The 21,396-nt window shown below is 55.0% G+C and carries 16 protein-coding genes; 15 read left to right on the top strand and 1 reads right to left on the bottom strand.

Going from position 1 to position 21,396, the window contains the following annotated elements; all coding sequences use genetic code 11:
• Positions 1 to 11: 11 nt before the first annotated feature.
• Complete coding sequence (narX, locus tag ACUTQW_RS07765; protein ID WP_020439222.1) at positions 12 to 1,796, bottom strand: nitrate/nitrite two-component system sensor histidine kinase NarX; 1,785 nt, start codon at positions 1,794 to 1,796, stop codon at positions 12 to 14.
• 363 nt (positions 1,797 to 2,159) lie between these two features.
• Here narX and ACUTQW_RS07760 point away from each other — a divergent pair, with 363 nt between their 5' ends.
• The 15 genes from ACUTQW_RS07760 to ACUTQW_RS07690 all read left to right on the top strand — a co-directional run bounded on the left by ACUTQW_RS07760 (position 2,160) and on the right by ACUTQW_RS07690 (position 21,124).
• Entirely contained in the window at positions 2,160 to 3,554 is a 1,395-nt protein-coding gene (locus ACUTQW_RS07760; RefSeq protein ID WP_020439220.1) for a NarK family nitrate/nitrite MFS transporter, read from the top strand.
• A gap of 751 nt (positions 3,555 to 4,305) precedes the next feature.
• Positions 4,306 to 5,211, top strand: coding sequence for a transcriptional regulator (locus ACUTQW_RS07755; protein WP_006326046.1), 906 nt, complete (start codon positions 4,306 to 4,308; stop codon positions 5,209 to 5,211).
• A 182-nt stretch (positions 5,212 to 5,393) separates the two neighbouring features.
• Positions 5,394 to 6,350 (top strand): NAD-dependent epimerase/dehydratase family protein, encoded by a 957-nt coding sequence (locus ACUTQW_RS07750; RefSeq protein ID WP_004945832.1) that lies wholly within the window; start codon positions 5,394 to 5,396, stop codon positions 6,348 to 6,350.
• Between the two features lie 167 nt (positions 6,351 to 6,517).
• Positions 6,518 to 7,567, top strand: coding sequence for a UDP-N-acetylglucosamine--undecaprenyl-phosphate N-acetylglucosaminephosphotransferase (wecA, locus tag ACUTQW_RS07745; protein ID WP_006326045.1), 1,050 nt, complete (start codon positions 6,518 to 6,520; stop codon positions 7,565 to 7,567).
• A gap of 46 nt (positions 7,568 to 7,613) precedes the next feature.
• Positions 7,614 to 8,747, top strand: a complete 1,134-nt coding sequence (locus ACUTQW_RS07740; protein WP_020439216.1) for a polysaccharide export protein — start codon at positions 7,614 to 7,616, stop codon at positions 8,745 to 8,747.
• A 28-nt stretch (positions 8,748 to 8,775) separates the two neighbouring features.
• Positions 8,776 to 10,953, top strand: a complete 2,178-nt coding sequence (locus ACUTQW_RS07735) for a polysaccharide biosynthesis tyrosine autokinase (RefSeq protein WP_006326042.1) — start codon at positions 8,776 to 8,778, stop codon at positions 10,951 to 10,953.
• A 6-nt stretch (positions 10,954 to 10,959) separates the two neighbouring features.
• On the top strand, positions 10,960 to 12,249 hold the full coding sequence (locus ACUTQW_RS07730; protein ID WP_004945822.1) for a flippase: 1,290 nt from the start codon (positions 10,960 to 10,962) through the stop codon (positions 12,247 to 12,249).
• On the top strand, positions 12,239 to 13,087 hold the full coding sequence (locus tag ACUTQW_RS07725) for an ATP-grasp fold amidoligase family protein (protein WP_261149515.1): 849 nt from the start codon (positions 12,239 to 12,241) through the stop codon (positions 13,085 to 13,087). Before ACUTQW_RS07730 ends, ACUTQW_RS07725 begins: the two co-directional genes overlap by 11 nt.
• A gap of 141 nt (positions 13,088 to 13,228) precedes the next feature.
• Positions 13,229 to 14,134: a glycosyltransferase family 2 protein gene (locus ACUTQW_RS07720; RefSeq protein WP_004945816.1), complete on the top strand. Its 906-nt coding sequence runs from the start codon at positions 13,229 to 13,231 to the stop codon at positions 14,132 to 14,134.
• 1 nt (position 14,135) lies between these two features.
• A complete protein-coding gene (locus tag ACUTQW_RS07715; RefSeq protein ID WP_006326041.1) occupies positions 14,136 to 15,194 on the top strand; it encodes a glycosyltransferase family 4 protein in 1,059 nt (352 codons plus the stop codon).
• Between the two features lies 1 nt (position 15,195).
• Positions 15,196 to 15,939, top strand: a complete 744-nt coding sequence (locus ACUTQW_RS07710) for a glycosyltransferase family 2 protein (RefSeq protein WP_004945805.1) — start codon at positions 15,196 to 15,198, stop codon at positions 15,937 to 15,939.
• On the top strand, positions 15,936 to 17,822 hold the full coding sequence (locus ACUTQW_RS07705; protein ID WP_445654832.1) for a carbohydrate-binding protein CenC: 1,887 nt from the start codon (positions 15,936 to 15,938) through the stop codon (positions 17,820 to 17,822). Before ACUTQW_RS07710 ends, ACUTQW_RS07705 begins: the two co-directional genes overlap by 4 nt.
• Positions 17,823 to 17,828: 6 nt before the next feature.
• A complete protein-coding gene (locus ACUTQW_RS07700; RefSeq protein WP_006326029.1) occupies positions 17,829 to 18,815 on the top strand; it encodes a glycosyltransferase family 2 protein in 987 nt (328 codons plus the stop codon).
• Positions 18,816 to 18,917: 102 nt separating this feature from the next.
• On the top strand, positions 18,918 to 19,820 hold the full coding sequence (locus ACUTQW_RS07695; RefSeq protein ID WP_006326023.1) for a glycosyltransferase family 2 protein: 903 nt from the start codon (positions 18,918 to 18,920) through the stop codon (positions 19,818 to 19,820).
• Between the two features lie 50 nt (positions 19,821 to 19,870).
• The gene (locus ACUTQW_RS07690; RefSeq protein WP_006326022.1) at positions 19,871 to 21,124 is read left to right on the top strand and encodes an EpsG family protein; all 1,254 of its coding nucleotides are present in this window, start codon (positions 19,871 to 19,873) and stop codon (positions 21,122 to 21,124) included.
• Positions 21,125 to 21,396: the final 272 nt, after the last annotated feature.

The raw sequence follows: 21,396 nt of genomic DNA, 5'->3' as shown, positions 1-21,396 counted from the left end.
GGTTTCTCTCATTAATCGATGGCGTGGTTGTCCGGTTTGAATACCACCCGGACTTCAGTGCCGCCGCCGCTGCAGGGTAAAATCTCGCAGTGGCCGTGCAGGCTTTTGGCGCGATCGCGCATAATTATCAGGCCATAGTGATCGGGGCGGTCGGTCTCTTCCGGCAGCCCGCGTCCGTTATCGCAGACGCTCAGGGTAACTTCGCCTCGTCGATTGACCACCTGAATGCTTACCCGGCTGGCCTGGGCATGTTTATTGATGTTGCTTAAGGCTTCGCGGGCGATCTGCAACAGGTGAATAGCCTGATAAGAAGGCACCGTGCGTGGCGTCAACTGGTAATCGAGATCGATGGCAACGCCGAGCCGCTGGCTAAATTCCTGTACCGTTGACTGCAGCGCCGCCAGCAGCCCCGGTTCGGTCAGGCGCAGGCGGAACGTGGTCAACAGCTCGCGCAATTGGCGGTAAGCGATGTTCAGTTCTTCACGCATTTGTCGCACCAGCGCCAGGTTGGCGGGCGAGAGCTCCGCGCCCTGCATTTGCAGGCAACTGGTCTGCATTTTCAGGCACGACAGCGACTGAGCAATGGAGTCATGCAACTCACGCGCAATCGTTGCGCGCTCTTCCATCAACATCAGCTGTTGCTGATGATCGACCTGGCGTTCAATCGCCAACACGCTGGTCAGTTGTTCTACCAACGTGTTAACCAACTGGTGATGATCGTCATTTAGCGGCTGTTGCGGTAGGTGCTGCGCGACGATCACCCCGTAATCCCCCAGTTTGTCGCTTAAACTCCAGCTCAGGGAAGGGTGATGGGCGTGTTGTTGGCCCTCGTCGTTCAGGCAGGCGCTGCAGACCGGGTTGGTGCAGTATTCCGGTCGTAGCGGCAGGTTGCCGCTCAATTGTACGAATTGTTCCTGACTGTTGTTCTCGTACAGACGAACCTGAATGGCCCGCAGTGGCGTCAGGCTTTGCAGTTGATTGAGTATCGGCGTCAGGCGGCTGCACAAAGGCTCATTGCCGTGCAACTGGCGGCTGGCTTTATAGAGGAAGCTCAACACCTGGTTTTTTTGTTGCAGGTCGGCGGTTTTTTCCGCCACCCGTTGCTCCAGCCCGCTGTACATGGCGGAAAGTTCGTCGGACATGGTGTTTAACGCGCCGCCGAGCGAGGCCATTTCATCCTGGTGGCCGCGTTGGGCGAAACGCCGGCTGAAATCGCCACGGCCCGCCGACAGCGCCATCGCCACCAGTTGCCTCCATGGATGCAGCAGGCGACGGCGCAGGTAACAGATGGTGCCGACCAACAAGAACAGCGTCAGAGCGATAAATACCGCCTGTACCAGCGTCACCATCAACAGCCGCCGTTCAGTCTGGCGGTCAATGTCGGACACCAGCTTATCCAGCAGGGTGACGAAATGCGCGACCTGCGGCGCAGCGTCGGCCGGGTGCCTAGCCTGACGCAACTGCGGCAGCAGGGTTAGCTGCCAATAATCATGCAGCGCCTGAAATTGTTCAGTCATCTCTTCTTGTTCCAGCGAACGCTGAAGATCAGGGCTGTCTTGAGCCTGATCCAGTTCGCGAACCAGCGCTTCGCTGCGAGCATCCAGCGGAACCTGCGACAGCAGGCGATAACTCTGCATACGCAACGAGCCGGCCTTATTGATGGCATGCGCGTTGCCCTGAATGCTCTGCGACATCCAGGCGGAAATGCCCATTCCGGCGATGCCCAATATGCCTAGCAGTATCATCAGCATGGCTACCTGATTAACGATGGAAAGTGGAGCTAACAGGCGTTTCATGTTGCTTGGATCCCCGGAGATAGAGTGTGGCGACGGCTGGAAACCAGAGGGCGAAAGCAGGCTGTGCCAGCGAAGGCGGTAACGATTTGGCGCTATTTTTCACCATACTTGCAGGCAACCCCATACCTCTAACGAAGTACCTCTTAGTTTCCGCGCGCCGCTACAGGCGGGTAGCAGTGGCGGAAAATAAAATGCAAATAATTGATTTTAAATAACATTACAAATAATGGCCGCTTACTCACAAAGGGATGTCGGTTCGTTTGCCGCGCATGACTACCTGCACTCCGATTGATTTACATCAACTTTGACCTGGGGGCCGCCACCTAGGGTGTGCGGAGTTATCACCCTGTCTCTGAGGTTTTTATGTCGCAATCTGCAATGTCATCATCAAAAAAAACAGGTGCGGTTATTCAGAACTGGCAACCTGAGGACACCGAGTTCTGGCAACAGCGTGGTCAGGCGATTGCCAGTCGCAACCTGTGGATTTCCGTTCCTTGCCTGCTATTGGCTTTCTGCGTCTGGATGCTGTTCAGCGCGGTTGCGGTCAATCTGAACAAGGTCGGTTTCAATTTCACTACCGACCAACTTTTTTTGCTCACCGCGCTGCCTTCCGTTTCGGGCGCCATCCTGCGCGTGCCTTATTCGTTCGTGATCCCGATGTTCGGCGGCCGCCGCTGGACGGCAATCAGCACCTGTTTACTGCTGGTCCCCTGCCTGTGGCTGGGGTTTGCGGTTCAGGATACCTCTACCGCCTATGGCGTTTTTGTCATCATCTCTCTGCTGTGCGGCTTCGCCGGCGCCAACTTTGCCTCCAGCATGGCCAACATCAGTTTCTTCTTTCCGAAGGCCAGGCAGGGCGGCGCATTAGGCTTGAACGGCGGGTTGGGCAATCTGGGCGTCAGCGTGATGCAATTGGTGGCCCCGTTGGCGATCTCCATCGCCATGTTCGGCGTTTTTGGCGGCACGGGCCAGGTTCAGCCGGACGGCAGTCAACTGTGGCTGGAGAACGCCGCGTGGATCTGGGTGCCGTTCCTGTTGATCGCCACGCTGGCGGCCTGGTTCGGCATGAACGACCTGGCGGCTTCGAAGGCCTCGCTCAGACAACAGTTGCCGGTGCTCAAGCGTGGCCATCTGTGGATGCTGAGTCTGCTGTATCTTGCCACTTTCGGATCCTTCATCGGTTTTTCCGCCGGTTTCGCCATGTTGTCGAAGACGCAGTTTCCGGACGTGGTGATCCTGCATTATGCCTTCTTCGGCCCGTTCCTCGGCGCCCTGGCACGGCCGGTTGGCGGTGCGCTTTCCGATCGGTTTGGCGGTATTCGCGTTACGCTGATTAACTTTGTGTTGATGGCGGTGTTTGCCGCACTGTTGTTCCTGACCTTACCGGGGGCTGGGCATGCGGGGTCCTTTATTGCGTTTTACGGCGTCTTTATGCTGCTGTTTCTTACCGCCGGTTTGGGCAGCGGCTCGACCTTCCAGATGATCGCCGTGATCTTCCGTAAAATTACCCTCGAGCGCGTTAAGGCTCGAGGCGGGAGCGACGAAAGCGCACAGCGCGAAGCGGTAACCGATTCCGCAGCCGCTCTGGGGTTTATCTCGGCGATTGGCGCCATCGGCGGTTTCTTTATTCCGAAAGCCTTTGGCACTTCCCTGGCGCTGACCGGTTCTCCGGCGGGCGCGATGAAAATTTTCCTGGTGTTCTACCTGTTGTGTGTGGTGATCACCTGGGCTGTGTACGGTCGTAAAAAAACGGCCTGATGCGATTTGTTCCTCCCCGACAGGGGAGGGACTGTTTCTTTTACTCCCCGCGTAGTTTGTTTTTCCGCAGTGAAATTCCCCGCCTTTAGGTAATATTCTTATTTCCCCATGCTGAATTTCTCTTTTCTTATAGGCGCATCTCTCACTTCATGTTTTTCAATGAAGAATACTCCACAATATTATTGTTAGCGTGATTTTCATTTTCTTGTCTAAATTTTTACAGAAATAAAGCATGCTGGTGACATAGCCTGTTATGGTGAGTGACAGAGAACTTCATTATTTGAAGGTTGTGTAGCCAAATTGAAAATATGTCTTTGTATTTGGTGCTTTGTTTCATGAAGTGATTAAATCAGATAACTCTCATTCTGTTTTCGCTGGCTTTTTGTAGGCTATCTGGCAATCGGATTAGGTGGAAAAACAGGTGATACTTGCAGACTTTCGGGTGAATTTCACAATTTCACTTAACCAACAAAGTTATAACATATATGGGCTTTTTGTTTTAAATCAGTCTGTTGGCTGATTTTTATTGCCGGTAAACATGAAAAGAAACCATGTTACCAACAGGGAAAAAGAGAACATTCTTAGAATCGGATCTTTGGTATTCGAGGTGATGTAAAAAATGAAATCAGCGAATTTTTATAAAAATAAACATCCAATGAATACAACCTGTTGAGTTTACATTTAATTTCTTGAACATTTTTTCATATTTCTATACAAAGTGTGCAGGACAGGCACGTTAAGGAAATTAAAAGTGAATCTTGATAAAAGAATAAAGATTAGGAATCTAGATGTTCTGACACCTTCCCGGGAAAAATTCCGCCTGCGTTGGAAGGAGTATCAGATACTTTCACTTCTGGTCGCCAGATCCCCTGAACTGGTTAGTCGTACGGAAATTATAGAAAATATATGGAAAGGAACTTATTGTTCAGATTCGACGATAAATCAAACAATTAAATCAATTCGTCAGAAAATAGGTGATGTTGAACATACGCTTATCAGAACGATTCCACGCCTGGGTTATAAGGTGGAAAACAAGGCCGCTTTTCACTTTATATCGGAGGAGGATGAATATGGTGTTGATGAAATATGGAAAGTTTCTGGGGATATTAATGAAGATTTTCAAGCGGAAATATCTGAAAGTGGAAATCAAAACGATGAAATTAGCGCCGAGAAAATAGACACGCATGAGGAAGCGATTACGAGTTCCGGGCCACCTGTTGCTGTGGTATCCGTACCGCTGAAAAATACAACAATAAGAAATAAAATGACTGCATCGGCGGGTTTTTTCTCCGTTCCTGCCGTCAGAGTGGTGAAGTACCTGTCGGTGTTTGTCTCACTGCTGATTATTTCACATTTTTCCTATGTGCTGGGGAACCAAACTCGTCCACCGATTATCAATGATATACAAAACAACACCCGCGTGGTGCTTACCCTGACGCTGAACAACCCCCAATCTAACGGCCCGCAAACGCTGCTTTGCCTTTATCAGGGCGAAAGCCTGGAGCAGGCGACCATCGAGTGCATCGATCCCAAACAGGGGAAGTTTAAACAGCCGGTGAAATACGAAATTTCAGAGGCCAAGGGTAAAGGTAAGATTAATCTTATTCTGCCGAATAAAAGCATTCAATATCAGGTTGCTTACGAAGTTAAAAATTAGTCTACACCGACATTTCATTTTTCCCCATAATTTTACATTCGGCAAATATTGTTATTTCATTATTTGTTATTTGAAAGCTTGGGCCGATTTGTCCAGTCTGGTTTCCATGATCTAACGCGTATTAAGCGTCTCGCCTCAATTCTGCGGTGGGAATTAATGGAAAACTTGGCTGAGTGACAAATATGGATAAGCGTAAAGTAGCTATCATCGGGGGTTCCGGTTTTATCGGAACGCGTTTGGTTAAGCGCCTGAGTGCGCGTAGCGATCTGATTTTGACGATTGTAGACAAGAAACAAAGCGAACATTTTCCGGAGCTCTATCAGTTTGGCGATGTAACCCAGCCGCAGACCTTGCTGCAGCCACTGGCGGGGTGTGATGCCGTGATTAATCTTGCGGCAGAGCATCAGGATAATGTCGATCCGATCTCGCTGTATTATCAGGTTAATGTCGAGGGTGCGCGTAATGTTTGCATGACGGCCTCTTCGCTGAACATTAGACAGATTATCTTTACCTCATCCGTGGCGGTCTACGGGTTCGTTACCCAGGAAACCGGTGAAGAAGGGCGTTTTGAACCCTTTAACCATTACGGTAAATCCAAGCTGGAAGCGGAGTATGTCTACGAAGCCTGGCGCAAGGCCGACGGTGACAATAAGTTGACCATTATCCGTCCGACCGTGGTATTCGGCGAAAATAATCGCGGCAACGTTTATAACCTGTTCCGTCAGATCGCCAGCGGCCGTTTCGTAATGATTGGCAGCGGCAATAATATGAAATCCATGGCTTATGTCGAGAATATTGCAGCCAGGCTGGAGTATGCGCTGGATCAGCAGGCCAGTTATCAGGTCAGCAATTATGTTGATAAACCGGATTTCACCATGAACCAACTGGTCGACGTTATTTCGTCTTCATTGGGCAGAGAGAACAAAACCATTCGGATTCCTTATATATTCGGGATCTGCGGCGCTGCGGCATTGGATGTGGTGAGTAAAATAAGTCACCGTAAATTCCCTATTAGCCGCGTGAGAGTACAAAAATTCTGCGCCAGAACACAATTTAAAAGCAATGTGCAAAACAATTTCGAGGCGCCGGTTGAACTTAATTTGGCAATCGAAAGAACCATTAAGCATGAGTTTTCCTAGAGATATATTTCTCATGCGCTAACGTCTTTTATTTTTCGGATGAATCTGTAGTTAACAGGATGAGCTGATGCTGACTTATATCCTGGCGATGTCAATTTTGTTTTTGTTAATAGCGCATTGGGAGCTGTAACTCAAGGGCGGTAGCGTGCTTATTCGCTGGAGGAACAATGTTATATCAACTGAGCATAATATTTATTTTGGCGCTGACGCTGGTGGTTATTGCACGCCGTGCTGCGCTGGCAGTGGGATTAGTGGATAAACCCAATGCCCGCAAGCGTCATCAGGGGCATATACCGCTGGTTGGCGGAATAGCCATTTATCTCACCCTCATGCTGGTGACGTTTTGGCAACCGGAATGGTTGCCGCACAACAATATCTATCTGTTATGCGTCACGGCGTTAGTGGTGTTGGGTGTGCTTGATGACCGTTTTGATCTGCCGGTGGCGCCGCGCGTCATCGTGCAGGGAGGGATCGCGCTGGCGATGATGCTGGCGGCAGGGATGCAACTTACTTCCTTCGGCTATCTGTGGGGGCATCAGGAGCTGATGCTGGGTTACATAGCCTTGCTGATCACGCCGCTGGCGGTCTGGGGGGCGATTAACGCCTATAACATGGTTGACGGCATCGACGGCCAGCTTGGCGCGCTGTCTTGCGTCACTTTTATCGCACTGGCGATTCTGTTTGGTCTGGCGGGGCAAGAAAAACTGGCGATGTGGTGCCTGAGCCTGATCGCGGCCTTGGCGGCCTATCTGTTGTTTAACCTCGGCATGTTCGGTCCGCGCAACAAGATTTTCATGGGCGATGCCGGCAGCATGGTGATTGGTTTCAGCGTGCTGTGGTTGCTGATCGTCGCCACCCAGGGGCAGGACGCTGTCATACGGCCAGTGACCGCGCTGTGGTTGATCGCTATCCCATTGATGGACATGGTGACGGTCATGGTGCGCCGACTGCTGCGCCGTCAGAGCCCGTTCAAGGCCGGTCGTGACCATCTGCATCACATCCTGATGCGGCGTGGTCTCAATGCGCGCCAGGCGTTGGCGATGAGCTGCATGCTGGCGGTGACGCTGGCCTGCGTCGGTATCTGCAGCGAGGTCCTGCAACTGCCGGACTACCAGATGCTGGTGGCCTTTGTACTTTGCTTCTTCGGTTACTTTGTCATGTTGCATGAACCGCGTCAGGCACCGATTTTTACCGATAACCCTACCGCCGATCGTTAATCCTCCCACGGGCCGCAACGGCGGCCCGTTTTTTCACGGTACTGTCATGAACCTTCACTTACCTCATTTGATGCCGCTGGTGTTGTCCACCGCGTTGCTTAGCGGCTGCACGACATTTCCAGGTTCGCACCTGCCTACTCAAGGGAAAGCCAAAGTCACCCAGCAGGATGAAGACTTCGATTTGGATAAGCAGGTCCAGGTATACCGCGTAACGCCGATGCTGCTGGAAAAAATGCGCCGGGTGGAGCCGGTGGCCCGGCCAAACCCGGCGCTGGACCAGCGCTTGCAGAGTTACCAATACCGCATCGGCGTCGGCGACGTGCTTAACGTCACCGTTTGGGACCATCCGGAATTGACCACGCCTGCCGGCCAATACCGCAGTGCCAGCGATACCGGCAACTGGGTGCATGCCGACGGGGCGATCTTCTACCCCTATATCGGCCGGGTGCAGGTGGTGGGAAAAACCGTCACCGAAGTACGCAATCAGATTGCCAACCGGTTGGCGCGCTATGTGGAAAGCCCGCAGGTGGACGTCAGCATTGCCGCTTTCCGCTCGCAGAAAGTGTATGTGACCGGCGAAGTGAAAACCTCAGGGCAGCAGGCGGTGACCAACGTGCCGCTGACCATTCTCGATGCGATTAACGCCGCCGGCGGCCTGACGGACAACGCCGACTGGCGCAACGTGGTGCTGACTCACCAGGGCAAGGAACAGCCCATCTCCCTGCAGGCGCTGATGCAGCGCGGCGATACCGGCCAGAACCAACTGCTGCAGCCGGGCGACATCCTGTATGTGCCGCGCAATGACGAGTTGAAGGTGTTTGTGATGGGTGAGGTCGGTAAACAGGCGACGCTGAAAATGGACCGCAGCGGCATGACCTTGACGGAGGCGTTGGGCAGTTCAGAGGGCATCAGCCAGACGGTGGCCGATGCCACCGGCGTGTTCGTGATCCGCCCGAACGGCGGCAAACAGCCGCAGCGGCTGGCGTCTTTGTACCAGTTCGACCTGTCTGATGCCGCTGCACTGGCGATGGGGACAGAATTTCAGCTGGAACCTTACGACGTGGTGTACGTCACCGCAGCACCGATTGCGCGCTGGAACCGCTTGATAAGCCAGCTGGTACCGACGATTTCCAGCTTTAACGACCTCAGCGAGGCCACGTTGCGGGTGCGTAACTGGTAACCCCGCCACGCTGACTTAAGGAACACCGATGATGAAGAATAATGCAATGCCGATTGTGATGGCCGAGCAGGACGAGAAACTGGACTGGGAACGGCTGATTGGCCCGCTGTGGGATAATCGCTGGCGCATTTTGCTGGTGACCGGCGTCGCCGGTGTCCTGGGCTGCGCCTATGCCTTGATGGCGACGCCGATCTATCAGGCAACCGCGCTGGTACAGGTGGAAAAACAGCTTTCGGGCGATTCGCTGCTGCGCGAGACGCTGGACAACTCGATGGGTTCGATGGGTCAGAATTCGGCGACGCAAGATGAGGTTTCGCTGGCGAAATCACGTTACGTGATTGGCAAAACCGTGGACGATCTCGGTTTGACGGTGCGCATCAGCCCGGATTACTTTCCGCTGTTCGGCAAGGGGCTGGCCCGCCTGAGCGGCGAACCGCCACCGGTACTGCTCATCTCAGGGATGACGGTGCCGGCGGCGATGCAGGGCCAGGAACTGACCCTGACCGTGCAGGATAAGCAACGTTATAGCCTGAGCCATGATGGGAAGAACTTGTTCAGCGGCACCGTGGGGCAACCGCTGAAGCAGGGCGCCTGGGCGATGAACGTCACTGCGCTGGAGGCATTGCCGGGCACCGAGTTTAGCGTGGTCAACGTGCCGCGCCAGCAGGCGGTGGACGATCTTCGCAACCTGCTTGACGTTGCTCCTGGCGGCAAGGAAAGCGGCATTATGACGTTCAACCTGGCCGGCGAGGATCCGCAGCGCGCCGAAGCGGTGCTCAAGAGCATCACCGATAACTATCTGCAACAGAATGTGGATCGCAAAACCGAGGAAGCGCAGCGCATGCTGGCTTTCCTGCACGAACAGCTGCCGCGCACCCAGACGTCGCTCAACAACGCCGAGAATCAGCTCAACCAGTTCCGTCAGCAGAACGATTCGGTGGACCTGACGCTGGAAGCCAAATCGGTGCTGGATACTCAGGTTCAGTTGGAGGCCCAGTTGAATGAGCTGACCTTCAAAGAAGCGGAAATCTCCAAGCTCTATACCCGCGAGCATCCGGCCTATCGCGCACTGCTGGAAAAACGCGCCACGCTGGAGGCGGAAAAGGCGCGGCTCGGCAAACAGGTGCAGACGTTGCCGAAAACGCAGCAGGAAATTCTGCGTCTGACCCGTGATGTGCAGGTGGATCAGCAGGTATACATGCAACTGATGAACAAGCAGCAGGAATTGAGCATCAGCAAAGCGGGCACCGTGGGCAATATCCGCATTATCGATGAGGCGGAAAGCGGTCTGCGGCCGATAAAACCGCAAAAAGCGATGATCGTGCTCTTCGCGCTGTTGATGGGGGGCGTGCTGTCGGCTTCGATCGTGGTATTGCGCGCGGCGCTCCAACGGGGCGTCAGTGACACCGAGGCGTTGGAAAAGCGCGGTATCAATGTGTATGCCACGGTCCCGCTGTCGCCGTGGCAGCAAAAACGTAACCGTACCCAGCAGCAGCTACTGGTCAAAAACGGCGGTGACAAGCTGCCGATCCTGGCCAGGGAAGAGCCGGGGGATTTGTCCGTCGAAGCCATCCGCAGCCTGCGCACCAGTTTGCACTTCGCCATGATGGAGGCCAAAAACAATATCCTGATGGTCTCCGGCGCCAGCCCCGCCAGCGGGAAAAGTTTCACCAGCACCAATCTGGCTGTGGTGATCGCCGAGGCGGGCCAACGGGTGCTGCTGATCGACGCAGACATGCGCAAGGGATTCCTGCACCGTTGGTTCAACAACAGCGCCAGGGGCGGGTTGTCGGACATGCTGTCCGGGTTGATTGCGCCAGATCAGTCGGTGAAGAAAACCGCTATCGCCAATCTGGATTTTGTGCCGCGTGGCCAGGTGCCGCCGAACCCGTCCGAACTGCTGATGCATCAGCGTTTCGCCGACTTCCTGCAGTGGGCGAGGCAGAACTACGATTTGGTGCTGATCGACACGCCGCCGGTACTGGCGGTGACCGACGCCGCCATCGTGGGTCACCATGTCGGCACCGCGCTGATGGTGGTGCGTTTTGAGGTCGACACCGTCCGGCAGATCGAAACCAGCATTCGTCGTTTCGAGCAGAACGGCGTGGCGATTAAAGGGGTGATCCTGAACGGCATGGTGAAAAAAACCGCCACCGACGCCGGCTACTACGCCTTTGCTTACCCCAGTCATCAGGAAAAGGTGTAATCGCGCATGAAAGCGATGCTGATGAACTCCCTGTGGCTGATGTTGGAACGGATATCGCTGAGCCTTTCGGGGATTTTCGTTTCGGTGTACGTAGCGCGTTATCTGGGGCCGGCGCAATACGGTCTGATTAACTATCTGCTGTCGGTGATCGCCATTGCCGTGCCGCTGGTACAACTGGGGGCGGATGCGGTGTTGTTCAACCGCGTCGCCAAGCGGCGGCGCAGCGGTATTCGGCTGATGATGGCCTCGATGCGTTTGCGGCGCCAGCTTTTTGCGCTGATCGCCGTGCCGCTGATGGCCTGGGCTGTGCTGACGCAGGATCGTACCAGTCAGATCATGATGTTGTTGATGCTCGCCAGCGCGTATTTCTCTATTCAGGACGTCTACAAGATTTATTACGACGCGCTGTTGAAATCGAAGCTGAACACGCTGATCAACAACCTGGCTCTGTTGCTGTCAATCATTCTGCGGCTGGCGCTGGTGCATGCCAAATTGCCGTTGGAATGGTTTGCCGTGCCCTATGTTGTGAGCAGCCTGATCCCGTACGCCGTGCGTTGGGTGCTGTTTCGCCGCGAGCAGGGCGGTATGCGGGCGATCAGCGGGCGTCACAAGCGGCGCTATGGTCGTTATCTGTTAAAGGTAGGTTTGCCGCTGGCGGTCTCCGGGTTGTCGATCGTCGTCTACACGCGTATCGATCAGATCATGATCGGCAACGTACTGGGCGAGCACAGCGTCGGCTTGTACAGCGCGGCGATTACCCTGAGCCAGGGATGGATATTCGTCCCCATTGCCTTGATCACCTCAATGATGCCGGGCGTGGCGAATGCCCGCTCATTGGCCGAACAGGAAGGACGTATCCGGTTGCTGTATCTGGTGGTGTTGTCGCTCTCCATGCCGGTGATCTTGCTGCTGTCGTTGTTCCCAGGCCCGATCGTGGCGCTGATGTTTGGCGACAGCTACCGCGAAACCGCCACCATCTTGGCGCTGTGTTCGGTGACGTCGCTGTTCTCGGTGATGGGCACCGTGTCCTATCGGGCGATAGTGCTGTTTGGGGGCTATCGATTTATAGCGATAAAAATGCCGCTGGCCGCGTTGGCCAACGTGCTGATGAATCTGGCGTTGATACCGCGTTACGGCATAGTAGGTGCGGCGGTTTCAACCCTGATAACGGAGTTTATTTCATTCTTTGTACTTAATGGCTTCTTCAGAAGAGGACAAATTACGAGATTGCAGTTGACCTGCTACCGTTGTTTACCTCAGTTAATAGGGAAGGTGCGAGAAATCTATGTTAAATAATCTGGTGAAGGGTTTTTACCGTAATATGCCCGACGCGTTATATCATCAGTTAAAATACGCCCTGTTTTTTCGGAAAATACCGCATTTGGCTCAACCGAAAAGGTATAGCGAAAAATTAATGCGCAGAAAGGTCTATCCTCTGGCGATATATACTCAACTGTCCGACAAATATCGGGTGCGCGACTATATTGAAAAGCTGTGGGGGAAAGAATACCTGATCGATCTTTATGCGCACGGCAATCAATTAACCGAGGAAATGTATCAGGCATTACCTGACGCCTTCGTGATCAAGGCAAACCACGGCAGCGGTTATAACAAACTGGTGTTCGATAAAAGCCAAACCAGCTTCAATGAGTTACGGGTGTTAACCAACAGCTGGCTGCGGCAGAGTTTTTATCAGGTTTACCGCGAACGTCATTATAAGGATATCCCGCCGTGCATCATGGTCGAGAGAATGCTGCTGGAAGAGGGAAAAACGCCGAATGATATCAAGATCCACTGCTTTAATCAGGGGGGAGACATTCGGTTTTTCATCCAGATAGATTATCAGCGCTTTATCGATCATCGGCGAGATTTTTTTGATGCCGACTGGAACCGCACCGAGATCCGCATGGGCGTGCCAAACAGTGAAGTGCCCATGGATAAACCCTGCAGGCTGGAGAAAATGCTGCTCCTGGCATGGCAGGTGGCGGAGCAGTTCTCTTATGTGCGCGTGGATTTTTATCAGGTGCAAGAGCGTATCTATTTTGGCGAACTGACGTTTACCCCGGGGGCCGGGTTGCAAAGGTTGATGCCAGAAACCATTGAACAGGAGTGGGGCAGTTATTTTCAGGATTAATTAAATGACCGGTAGGCTGCGCGTATTTTAATCGCTGCAGGATGGGGGGGAATAACCGGGCAAGGATATGCTGGGATAACAAACTATTCCGCTGGCATTACCACTGTTTTGCCAGATGATAATATATTGTTGAGGTAGTAAATGGACTTATCAATTGTCATGCCCGCTTTTAATAATTCAGCCAGTCTGGCCGCAACATTAGTCCGTATGACCAACGCCTGTTTCGGGTTCGATTATGAAATTATTGTGGTTGATGATGCATCAGAACCAGAAGAGTTGGAAAAAATGCGCAGTTTATTGGCCGCTAACCGTCGGGCGCGCCTGCATGAAAATAAAGTGCGCAGCAACACGGCGGCGTCCTGTAATACCGGCTTCCGCCTGGCGCGTGCAGAGGTGGTTTTCTTTCTGGAACCGGAGGATTTCTTCAGCACCAATTATATTATTCGCCGTCTGAAACGCCACCAGGATACCCGGCTGGACATTGTTTTCGGCAATTACAGCACGGTGAATGACAAGAATATCCGCAGCTATAGATTTGATTACAAAGAGGGGGCGACTGGGGCGGATTTTTTATTTCTCGATATGGGCGATATTCGCACTTCCGCCATCAGCCTGCGTAAAAAAGATGACCGGCGTTTTTTGTTTCCCGAGTTTCTTTACAAATACCAGGACTGGGGGTTTTTGGTCAATGCCACCAATCTGGGCGCCAGGGTGGCCTTCGACGAGGGGCTGGGGGTGTTCATCCGTTGCGGCGATGCCGCGACGGATCGCAGCCGGATGAACATCGACGCCAGTGAACAGTTTATTGACGCTTATCTGAACGCCAGCGGCCGCTATATCAGCGGGTTTGCCAGCAAACACCTGTTGGCTTCGTTGTACAGCGAGAATCTGCAGGCGTTCAACTATTACTCATCGCGCGCGGAGCACCACGCTCTGAGCAGCAAGTTCAAGGCGATCAAACTGTACGGCGACTGCCTGGCCAGACTGGGGTTGTTTCCGTTAGGGGGACGCCTGTTGCGCACAGCCCGTGAGGGGTTTCGGAGATGATATGCAGCAACGGAAAGTAGCGATCGTGATTGAGAACATCGCCGAAAAAGGCGGTACCGAGCGGGTAGCCAGCAGCCTGGCCAATGCGCTGTCCGCGCGTTTGGGCCATCAGGTGGATCTGGTGTCGATCAGCGGTGATCGGGCGTTTTACCCGCTCGAGCCCGAAGTGAAGTTGCGCTTCATGTCCGGCAGATCAGCGCTGTGGCCCTGGCGGCTGGCGCGGTTTCTGCGGCGCGGGCGTTATGACGTGATAGTCACCGTATCTATGGGCAAGCTCTCGTCGATCATGGTGCCGTATCTGCGGTTGTTGTGCCCGCATAGCCGCCTGCTGCTGAGCGAACACGTCAGTTTCCATCAGTATGCCTGGCCGATGAAGTGGCTGAAGGTGTTGGTCTACCGGCTGGGCGACCACACCGTGCTGCTGACCAAGAAAGATCTGGCCACCATCAGCCGCTGGGTGCCCGAGCATAAATGCCGGGTGATCGAGAACGTCTCGCCGTTCCCGATACGGCCGCCGCAGCAGGAGCCGCAGCCGGTGGCGTTGGCGGTGGGGCGGCTGTGTTACCAGAAAGGCTTTGACCGCTTGATTGCGGCCTGGCAGCGGACGGCGCAACAAGCGGCGGGCTGGCAGTTGCATATCGTCGGCGACGGCCCGGATCGCGCTGCATTGCAGCGGCAAATCGATGCAGCCGGCCTTGGCGAACAGGTGAAGTTGTTGCCGGCGACTCCGGATATCGCCAGTCACTACCGGCAGGCCGGCATGTTGTTGATGACGTCCCGTTATGAAGGGCTGCCGATGGTGCTGATTGAAGCGATGAGCTTTGGCCTGCCGCTGGTGGCGTTTGACTGTCAGACCGGCCCCGCCGAGCTGATTGACGATGGCGGCAACGGTTATCTGGTGCCGGAAGGCGATATCGCTGCCTTTAGCCAACGCACCCTGGCGCTGATCGCTGACGGCGAGTTGCGTAAGCGCTTCTCCCTGCATTCGCTGGAGCGGGCGCAACAGTACATCCCTGAACGTATATATCCCCAATGGCAACAGCTTATCGCTGGAGGTTAAGATGGAAAAGGTGTCAGTAATCATGCCGGCGTACAACGCCGCCGGTTTTATCAAAGAGTCGATCCTGGGTGTGTTGAACCAGACTTATCAGGATTACCATTTGTACGTGATCGACGATGCTTCGACGGACAACACCGCAGACGTGGTTAAACCCTTCATCCACGATCGTCTGACCTACATTCGCAACAATACCAACCAGGGCGTGGCCGAAACCCGCAACATCGCCATTGAGGCGGCGCGCGGCGACTATATCGCTTTCTGCGACAGCGACGACGTCTGGCGCGAAAACAAGCTGGCGCGCCAGGTCGGCGTCCTGAAGACCAACCGCTACGACGTGGTGTGTTCGCATTATTACACCTTCGAAAATGATCCGGCGCTGGTGAAAAACTACCGTGGCGCAGGCGAGATTATCGCCTACAAGGACATGCTGAAAAGCAACTGGATCGGCAACCTGACCGGCATGTACAACCAGCGCCGGGTGGGCAAGATCTACCAGAGCAAGGTAGGGCATGAGGATTATGTGATGTGGCTGTCGGTGCTGGAAAAAGCGCGCAACCGTCTGGCGTACTGCATTCCTGAACCGCTGGCTTTTTACCGTCTTTCCGCCCAGTCGTTGTCGGGCAACAAAATCAAGGCGGCGGACTGGCAGTGGCAAATCTATCGTCGCCATTTGGGGCTGTCCTACCAGAAGTCCTGCTACCTGTTCTTCTCCTACCTGTACAGCGCAGTGATGAAACGCCAATGAATATCAGCAAGCTCTCTTTCGCCTGCCTGTTGGTGAGCGTCGGGCTGGCCGTGCAGGCCCATGCCGCGCCTTGCGGCGACAACCTGTTGGCTAACCCCGGCTTTGAGCAAGGCGGCGCGGGCTGGTCGCTGGCTTCCGCTGAGGTGGTGCCCGGCGGCCATACCGGCCAGGCCAGCCTGTTTTATCAAAACCACAATCCGGCCAACTATCACAACATGTTGCAGACGCTGTCGGTCAAAGCGGGCCAGCAACTGGCTTTCGGCGCCTGGGTGCGCGGCGAGAACCTGAAGGGCAAGGGCGACAACCAGGGCGCGACGGTGTTTGTCGAAAGCTACGACGATCAGGGGCGCTTTCTGGCGGGCAGCTACCCGCAGGGCGTGCTGGGCACCAGCGGCTGGCAACCGGTCACCGGCGATTTCAGGGTGCCGGCGCGGGCGGTAAAGGTGGTGCTGGGGGTTTATCTGCGCCGCGGTACGACCGGCAGCGCCTGGTTTGACGACGTTTACGTCTGTCGGCAGCCGGTTGCGCCGGCCCTGTACCAGATGCGCGCAGGCAACGGCGCGGCATCGAGCCTGATCGAGGTCGTGGATCCGCAGCAGGTGCAAGTGGACAGCACCCTGGTCGACGGAAAAAGTGCCGCCGTGAAAAGCGACAGCCGCCGTTACCGCATAGAAGGGAAACAGCAGGTAGAGTTCACGCTGCCGGCCGGGCTGGCCGCCGGGGAATACCGCCTGCAGCAGCAGGTGACGGACGTGGCGACTCAGCGCAGCCAGCGCAGCGAGATGCCGATCAGCGTCGGCCGCCCGCAACCGAAAGTGGCGCTGGATGCGCAGGGCTATACCCTGAAACAGGGGAAGCGTTTCTTCCCGCTCGGCATTTACATGTACGGCGAGATGGCGACGGATGAGCACCTGGCGCGTATCCGCGATGCCGGTTTCAACACGCTGCTGAATTACAACTACGGCACCGTGGGCGATCCGAGCCGTTATTTCCGCAAAACGCAGCAGTATGGTTTGCAGGTGATTTTCTCGCTGAAAGACCTGTATCCCGGCACCCGGTTCGCGCCGCAAACCAAACTGAGTTACCCGCAACTGACGGCGAATTACGTCGAAAAGTTCAAACATGAACCGAACCTGCTGGCCTGGTACATCAACGATGAGCTGGGGCCGGAGTATGTGCCGCAGATTGAAGAAAAACACCTGCAGGTGAAACGGCTGGATCCGGATCACCTGACGTTCCAGGTGCTGGACAAGACCGGCACGCTCAACGCCTATTTCAACAGTTCGGACGTGCTGGCCAGCGATCCGTACCCGGTCGGCAGAGATGCCGATCTGACGCGAACCCTGGAATACACGCGTATCACCAGCCAGGTGGCGCGCCAGGTCAAGGGTGCCTGGCTGGTGATGCAGATCATGGATCACGCCGCTTACGCGCCAAAACGCAAACCGCGCCAGCCCACCGAGGCGGAGATGCGCAATCAGGCCTGGCTGGGCTTGATTGGCGGCGCGAAGGGCATCTTGTTTTATTCCTATACCGACTTGTTCTACAAGCGCCAACGCGGCGGCTTCAGCCAGCGGGAGTTCGATGCGGTCTGGCGAGGCGTGGCCAGCGTAGCGCAGCAGATTGTCAGCTTTAACCCCTACCTGCTGTCTGGCGAAAGCGTCTTGCTGCAGGGCAACAATACCGCCATCCCGGCGCGGCTGTTTATCAACGGTGAGCGCGGTCTGGTGTTGATCGCCAACCCTTACTATCGGCTGATGTCGGCGCGTTTCGATCTGCCTACGGGCTGGCGAGCGCAAGGGAAGACGCAGATCGACGCGCAGTTGTCGTCGATGGGCAGCAGCGCGGTAGAGGTGCAACGTCAAACAGAAAAGAAAGGATAACCGATCATGAAAACCACCCTGAGCCTGATTATTCCGGTCTATAAGGTCGAGGCTTACATTGAGGCGTGCCTTTGCTCGGTACTGCAACAGCTGCCTGATTGGGCGGAGGTGATCATTGTGGACGACGGCAGCCCGGACGATTCCATCGACATTGCCGAAGAGGTGTTGTGCCGTTACCCGCAACTGAAACCGCAGGTCAGCATTCTGCGGCAGCATAACCAGGGGCTGAGCGAGGCGCGCAACAGCGGCATTGCGCATGCCGAGGGGCAACATGTCGGTTTCCTGGATTCCGACGATGTGCTGCTGGAAGGGTATTTCAGCATTCTGGGCAGGCTGTTGGCGGATAACCCGTTGGCTGACATCGTGGCTTTCAATGCCCAGCGATTTTCCGTGATGAACAACGGCCAAATCCAGCCGGACTGCACCCTGGCCATCGTGCCAGGCAATGCCGCACCGCAGGAGCGCGACGCGCATATGGCGCTGCTGGCGGACAGCTTCAATCGCAGCATGTGGTTTGCCTGGGCGCGTATTTACCGCAAAACGTTATTCGACGAGATGCGTTTCCCGCAGGGGCGCAATTTTGAGGATATTCAGCTCATCCCGCAGCTGTACCTGAAAGCGGAACGCATCGTGATGTGCGATACGCCGCTGGTGGGATACCGCACCAACCCGAACGGCATTACGCGTGCGCCAAAACGGCGCGATCTGGATGACCTGGATTATGCGATCGCCGGCGCCGACAGCGGGCGGCTCCTGGGAACGGGGAATGGGCTGTATTCGATCCTTTATGTCACCACGCTCAAGGCGCGTTTGCTGGTGGGGCTGGATTTTTTCGGGCTGCGCGACGCGTTGCGGGAAACCGGCGAACTGAAACGCCGCTATTCCGGTTTGCGCGCAGAGGAACGCAAACTGCTGAGCCGCAAGAACCGGTTGTTCTATCGCAGTCCGCTGGCCTACTACCTGATGGCCCGGCTTTATAGCCTGCGCGGATAGCGGCGCTGTCTTCACCCATTCCCGGATCGAGTAGGGGCGCCGCATGCGGCGCCCATGTTAAACGGGGCGAATGTATTCGCCCCCTACAGGCAGAATAAGACCATGGACATCAAAGTCAGCGTTATCATACCCACCTATGGCCGCAGCGAGTTGCTGACGCGCGCCATTGACAGCGTGCTGGCGCAAACCCACCGCGCGTTGGAAATCATCGTGGTGGACGACAACCCGCAAGGCGATGCGCACCGCCTGGCGACCCGCGAATGCCTGGCAGGCTATATTGATAAGGGGCAGGTTATCTATTATCCGCGCCGGCACAACGGCGGCGGCGCGCTGGCGCGCAACAGCGGGATCCTGCGTTCAAGCGGGGAGTACATCACTTTTCTGGATGACGACGATTACTACCATCCGCAGAAGATTGCCCACCAACTGGCGTTTATGCGCCAGAGCGATTATGACGTCAGCCTGTGCGATATGGATATTCTGAAAAACGGCCAGATTAACGCAGACCATTATTACCGCGCCCGTTGCGACGGCCTGGAGGACTTTATGTTGGCCGGCGTAGCCTATACGCCGATGATCATGATGCGGCGCAGCGCGGCGATTGCGGTGCGCGGTTTTTTCAACACCCCGCGCTACCAGGATCATATTTTCCTGTATCGGCTGCTGGCGGCCGGGGCGCGCATCGGTACGCTGCATGAACGCCTGGCGGTACATAACGACCATGACGGCGAACGCATTACCTCCAGCCCGAAAGGCATTATCGGGTATCGCAACAAAATGCAGTTCGAAAGGCGGCTGATGCCGCAGATATCGCCCCGGGCGCGCAAGGTTATGCGTCTGCGCCACACCTGTATTGATTCGCGCATCATTACCGACGGCCAGAGCCGGTTGGCGGGCGTAGCGTACGGTCTGAAGGGCATTGTCTACGTAAACAGCGGCCTGATGGCCGGGGTTTACATGAAAAATATCATCCGCAACCTGTTTTTCCGTGGCGTCCCCTTCTGAAGGGCCATGTGTGATGTGCGGTGAAGGGCGAACCCATCCAGAGGAAGATTATGCGCTTTGAACGTTCTACGGTGATCGGCAGCGTGCTGTTGTTGACGGTGCCGCTATTTGCTTTGATACAGAGTATCGCCACGCTGCGTCCAGGAAAGAAAAATTCGATGGCCTATCTGCTGATAGCGCTGTGCTTTTTTTTCTTTTTCATCAAGATCCCGCCGCTGGCGGATCTCTATCGCCACTTTGCCAATTACGCGGCCATCACCTCGGCCACCACGCTGACAGATGTGATTCAGGGTAAGGTGGACATCGTTCTTTATGCCAACTTTTACATTTTCAAAACGTTGGGCATTCCCTTTTTCGTCATTCCGGGGCTTTACACCGCGCTGTCGGTCTACTGTTATCTCACCGCGCTGAATATTGTCATGTTGCACTCCGGCAAGACGTTTTCCTCCCGGCAGTTTGTCCTGCTGCATCTGGCGGTGTTGTTTCTGATCAACCCGTTTATCATCGCCATGGGGCTGCGATTTGGTTTCTCTATGGCCGTGATGACACTCGCCATGACGCTGTTTTGCCATAAGAAAAATCAAACGCTTGCCATCTGCTTGATGCTGTTCGCCATGCTGACCCACTTTTCCAGCATGCTGCTGGTCGGCGTTTTCCTGTGCAGCAGGCTGATGCGCCTGAACCGCCCGCTGACGGTATTGTTCAGCGCCATTGCGCTGGTGACCGCCAAGTTCGCACTGCCGTTTATCCTGTCGCATATTACGATTTCCGGCATCAATAGCTACTCGGACGTCTATACCTCGGGCATGTATGCCAGCGACTATCTGACCAGCGGTAACGCCAACGGGATGATTAACTTCCTGATTATCCTGTTCCCGGCGCTGTTCCTCGGCGGGTATATGCTGGGCAATCCGATGCGCAACCAGGCCGGGGATATCAAAAACGCTGCGGCGTGGCTGGTGGTGTTTGTCTTCCTGTGTTCCAGCTCATTGCAGGCGGCGAGCCGCTATGCGAGCGTGGCGTCGGTGTTCCTGCTGTTTTACTACGTTGCCCACCAGGGTTCTTTCCTGCGCGGCCGGTTTAATTATTTCTTCTTGTGTTTCATGCTGATGGCCACCGGCTACAACCTTATCGAGAATATTTATGTCCCGCGTCGCCCCATCCTGCTGGGGGAAATGTGGCAGTCGTTTTACAAAACGCCATTGCTGAACCTGTTCTACGGCGAAGAAGAGTACGAGCAGTATCTGCGCTTTATCAACCGCGACAGCGGCGAGTGGATAGGGCACGAAATGGATCTCGGTTAATGTTGCCGGATGCGGGGGCCGCCCCGCATCCTACCCCCAAATACCCCAGCTTGTTTTGTTACCCCTCCCACTAAACGCAATCCCTTATTTTTTGCTTTTACTTTCAATAAACTAGCCTTTCTTCTCCTGATTATACTTTAGGGGTAGTCACGCTTGCCTCTCCGTTTATCTCCCTCTATTCCCTTGATCGCAATCAATTTGCCGCCTTTGTCGCCTCAGTAGGCTGGCGGCAGATTGAGCAATGTCATTTACCCGTCGTATTTCAAGCCGCA

The sequence above is a fragment of the Serratia sp. TSA_7 genome, from assembly GCF_052692135.1.
This window is presented reverse-complemented; position numbering and strand designations above follow the sequence as displayed.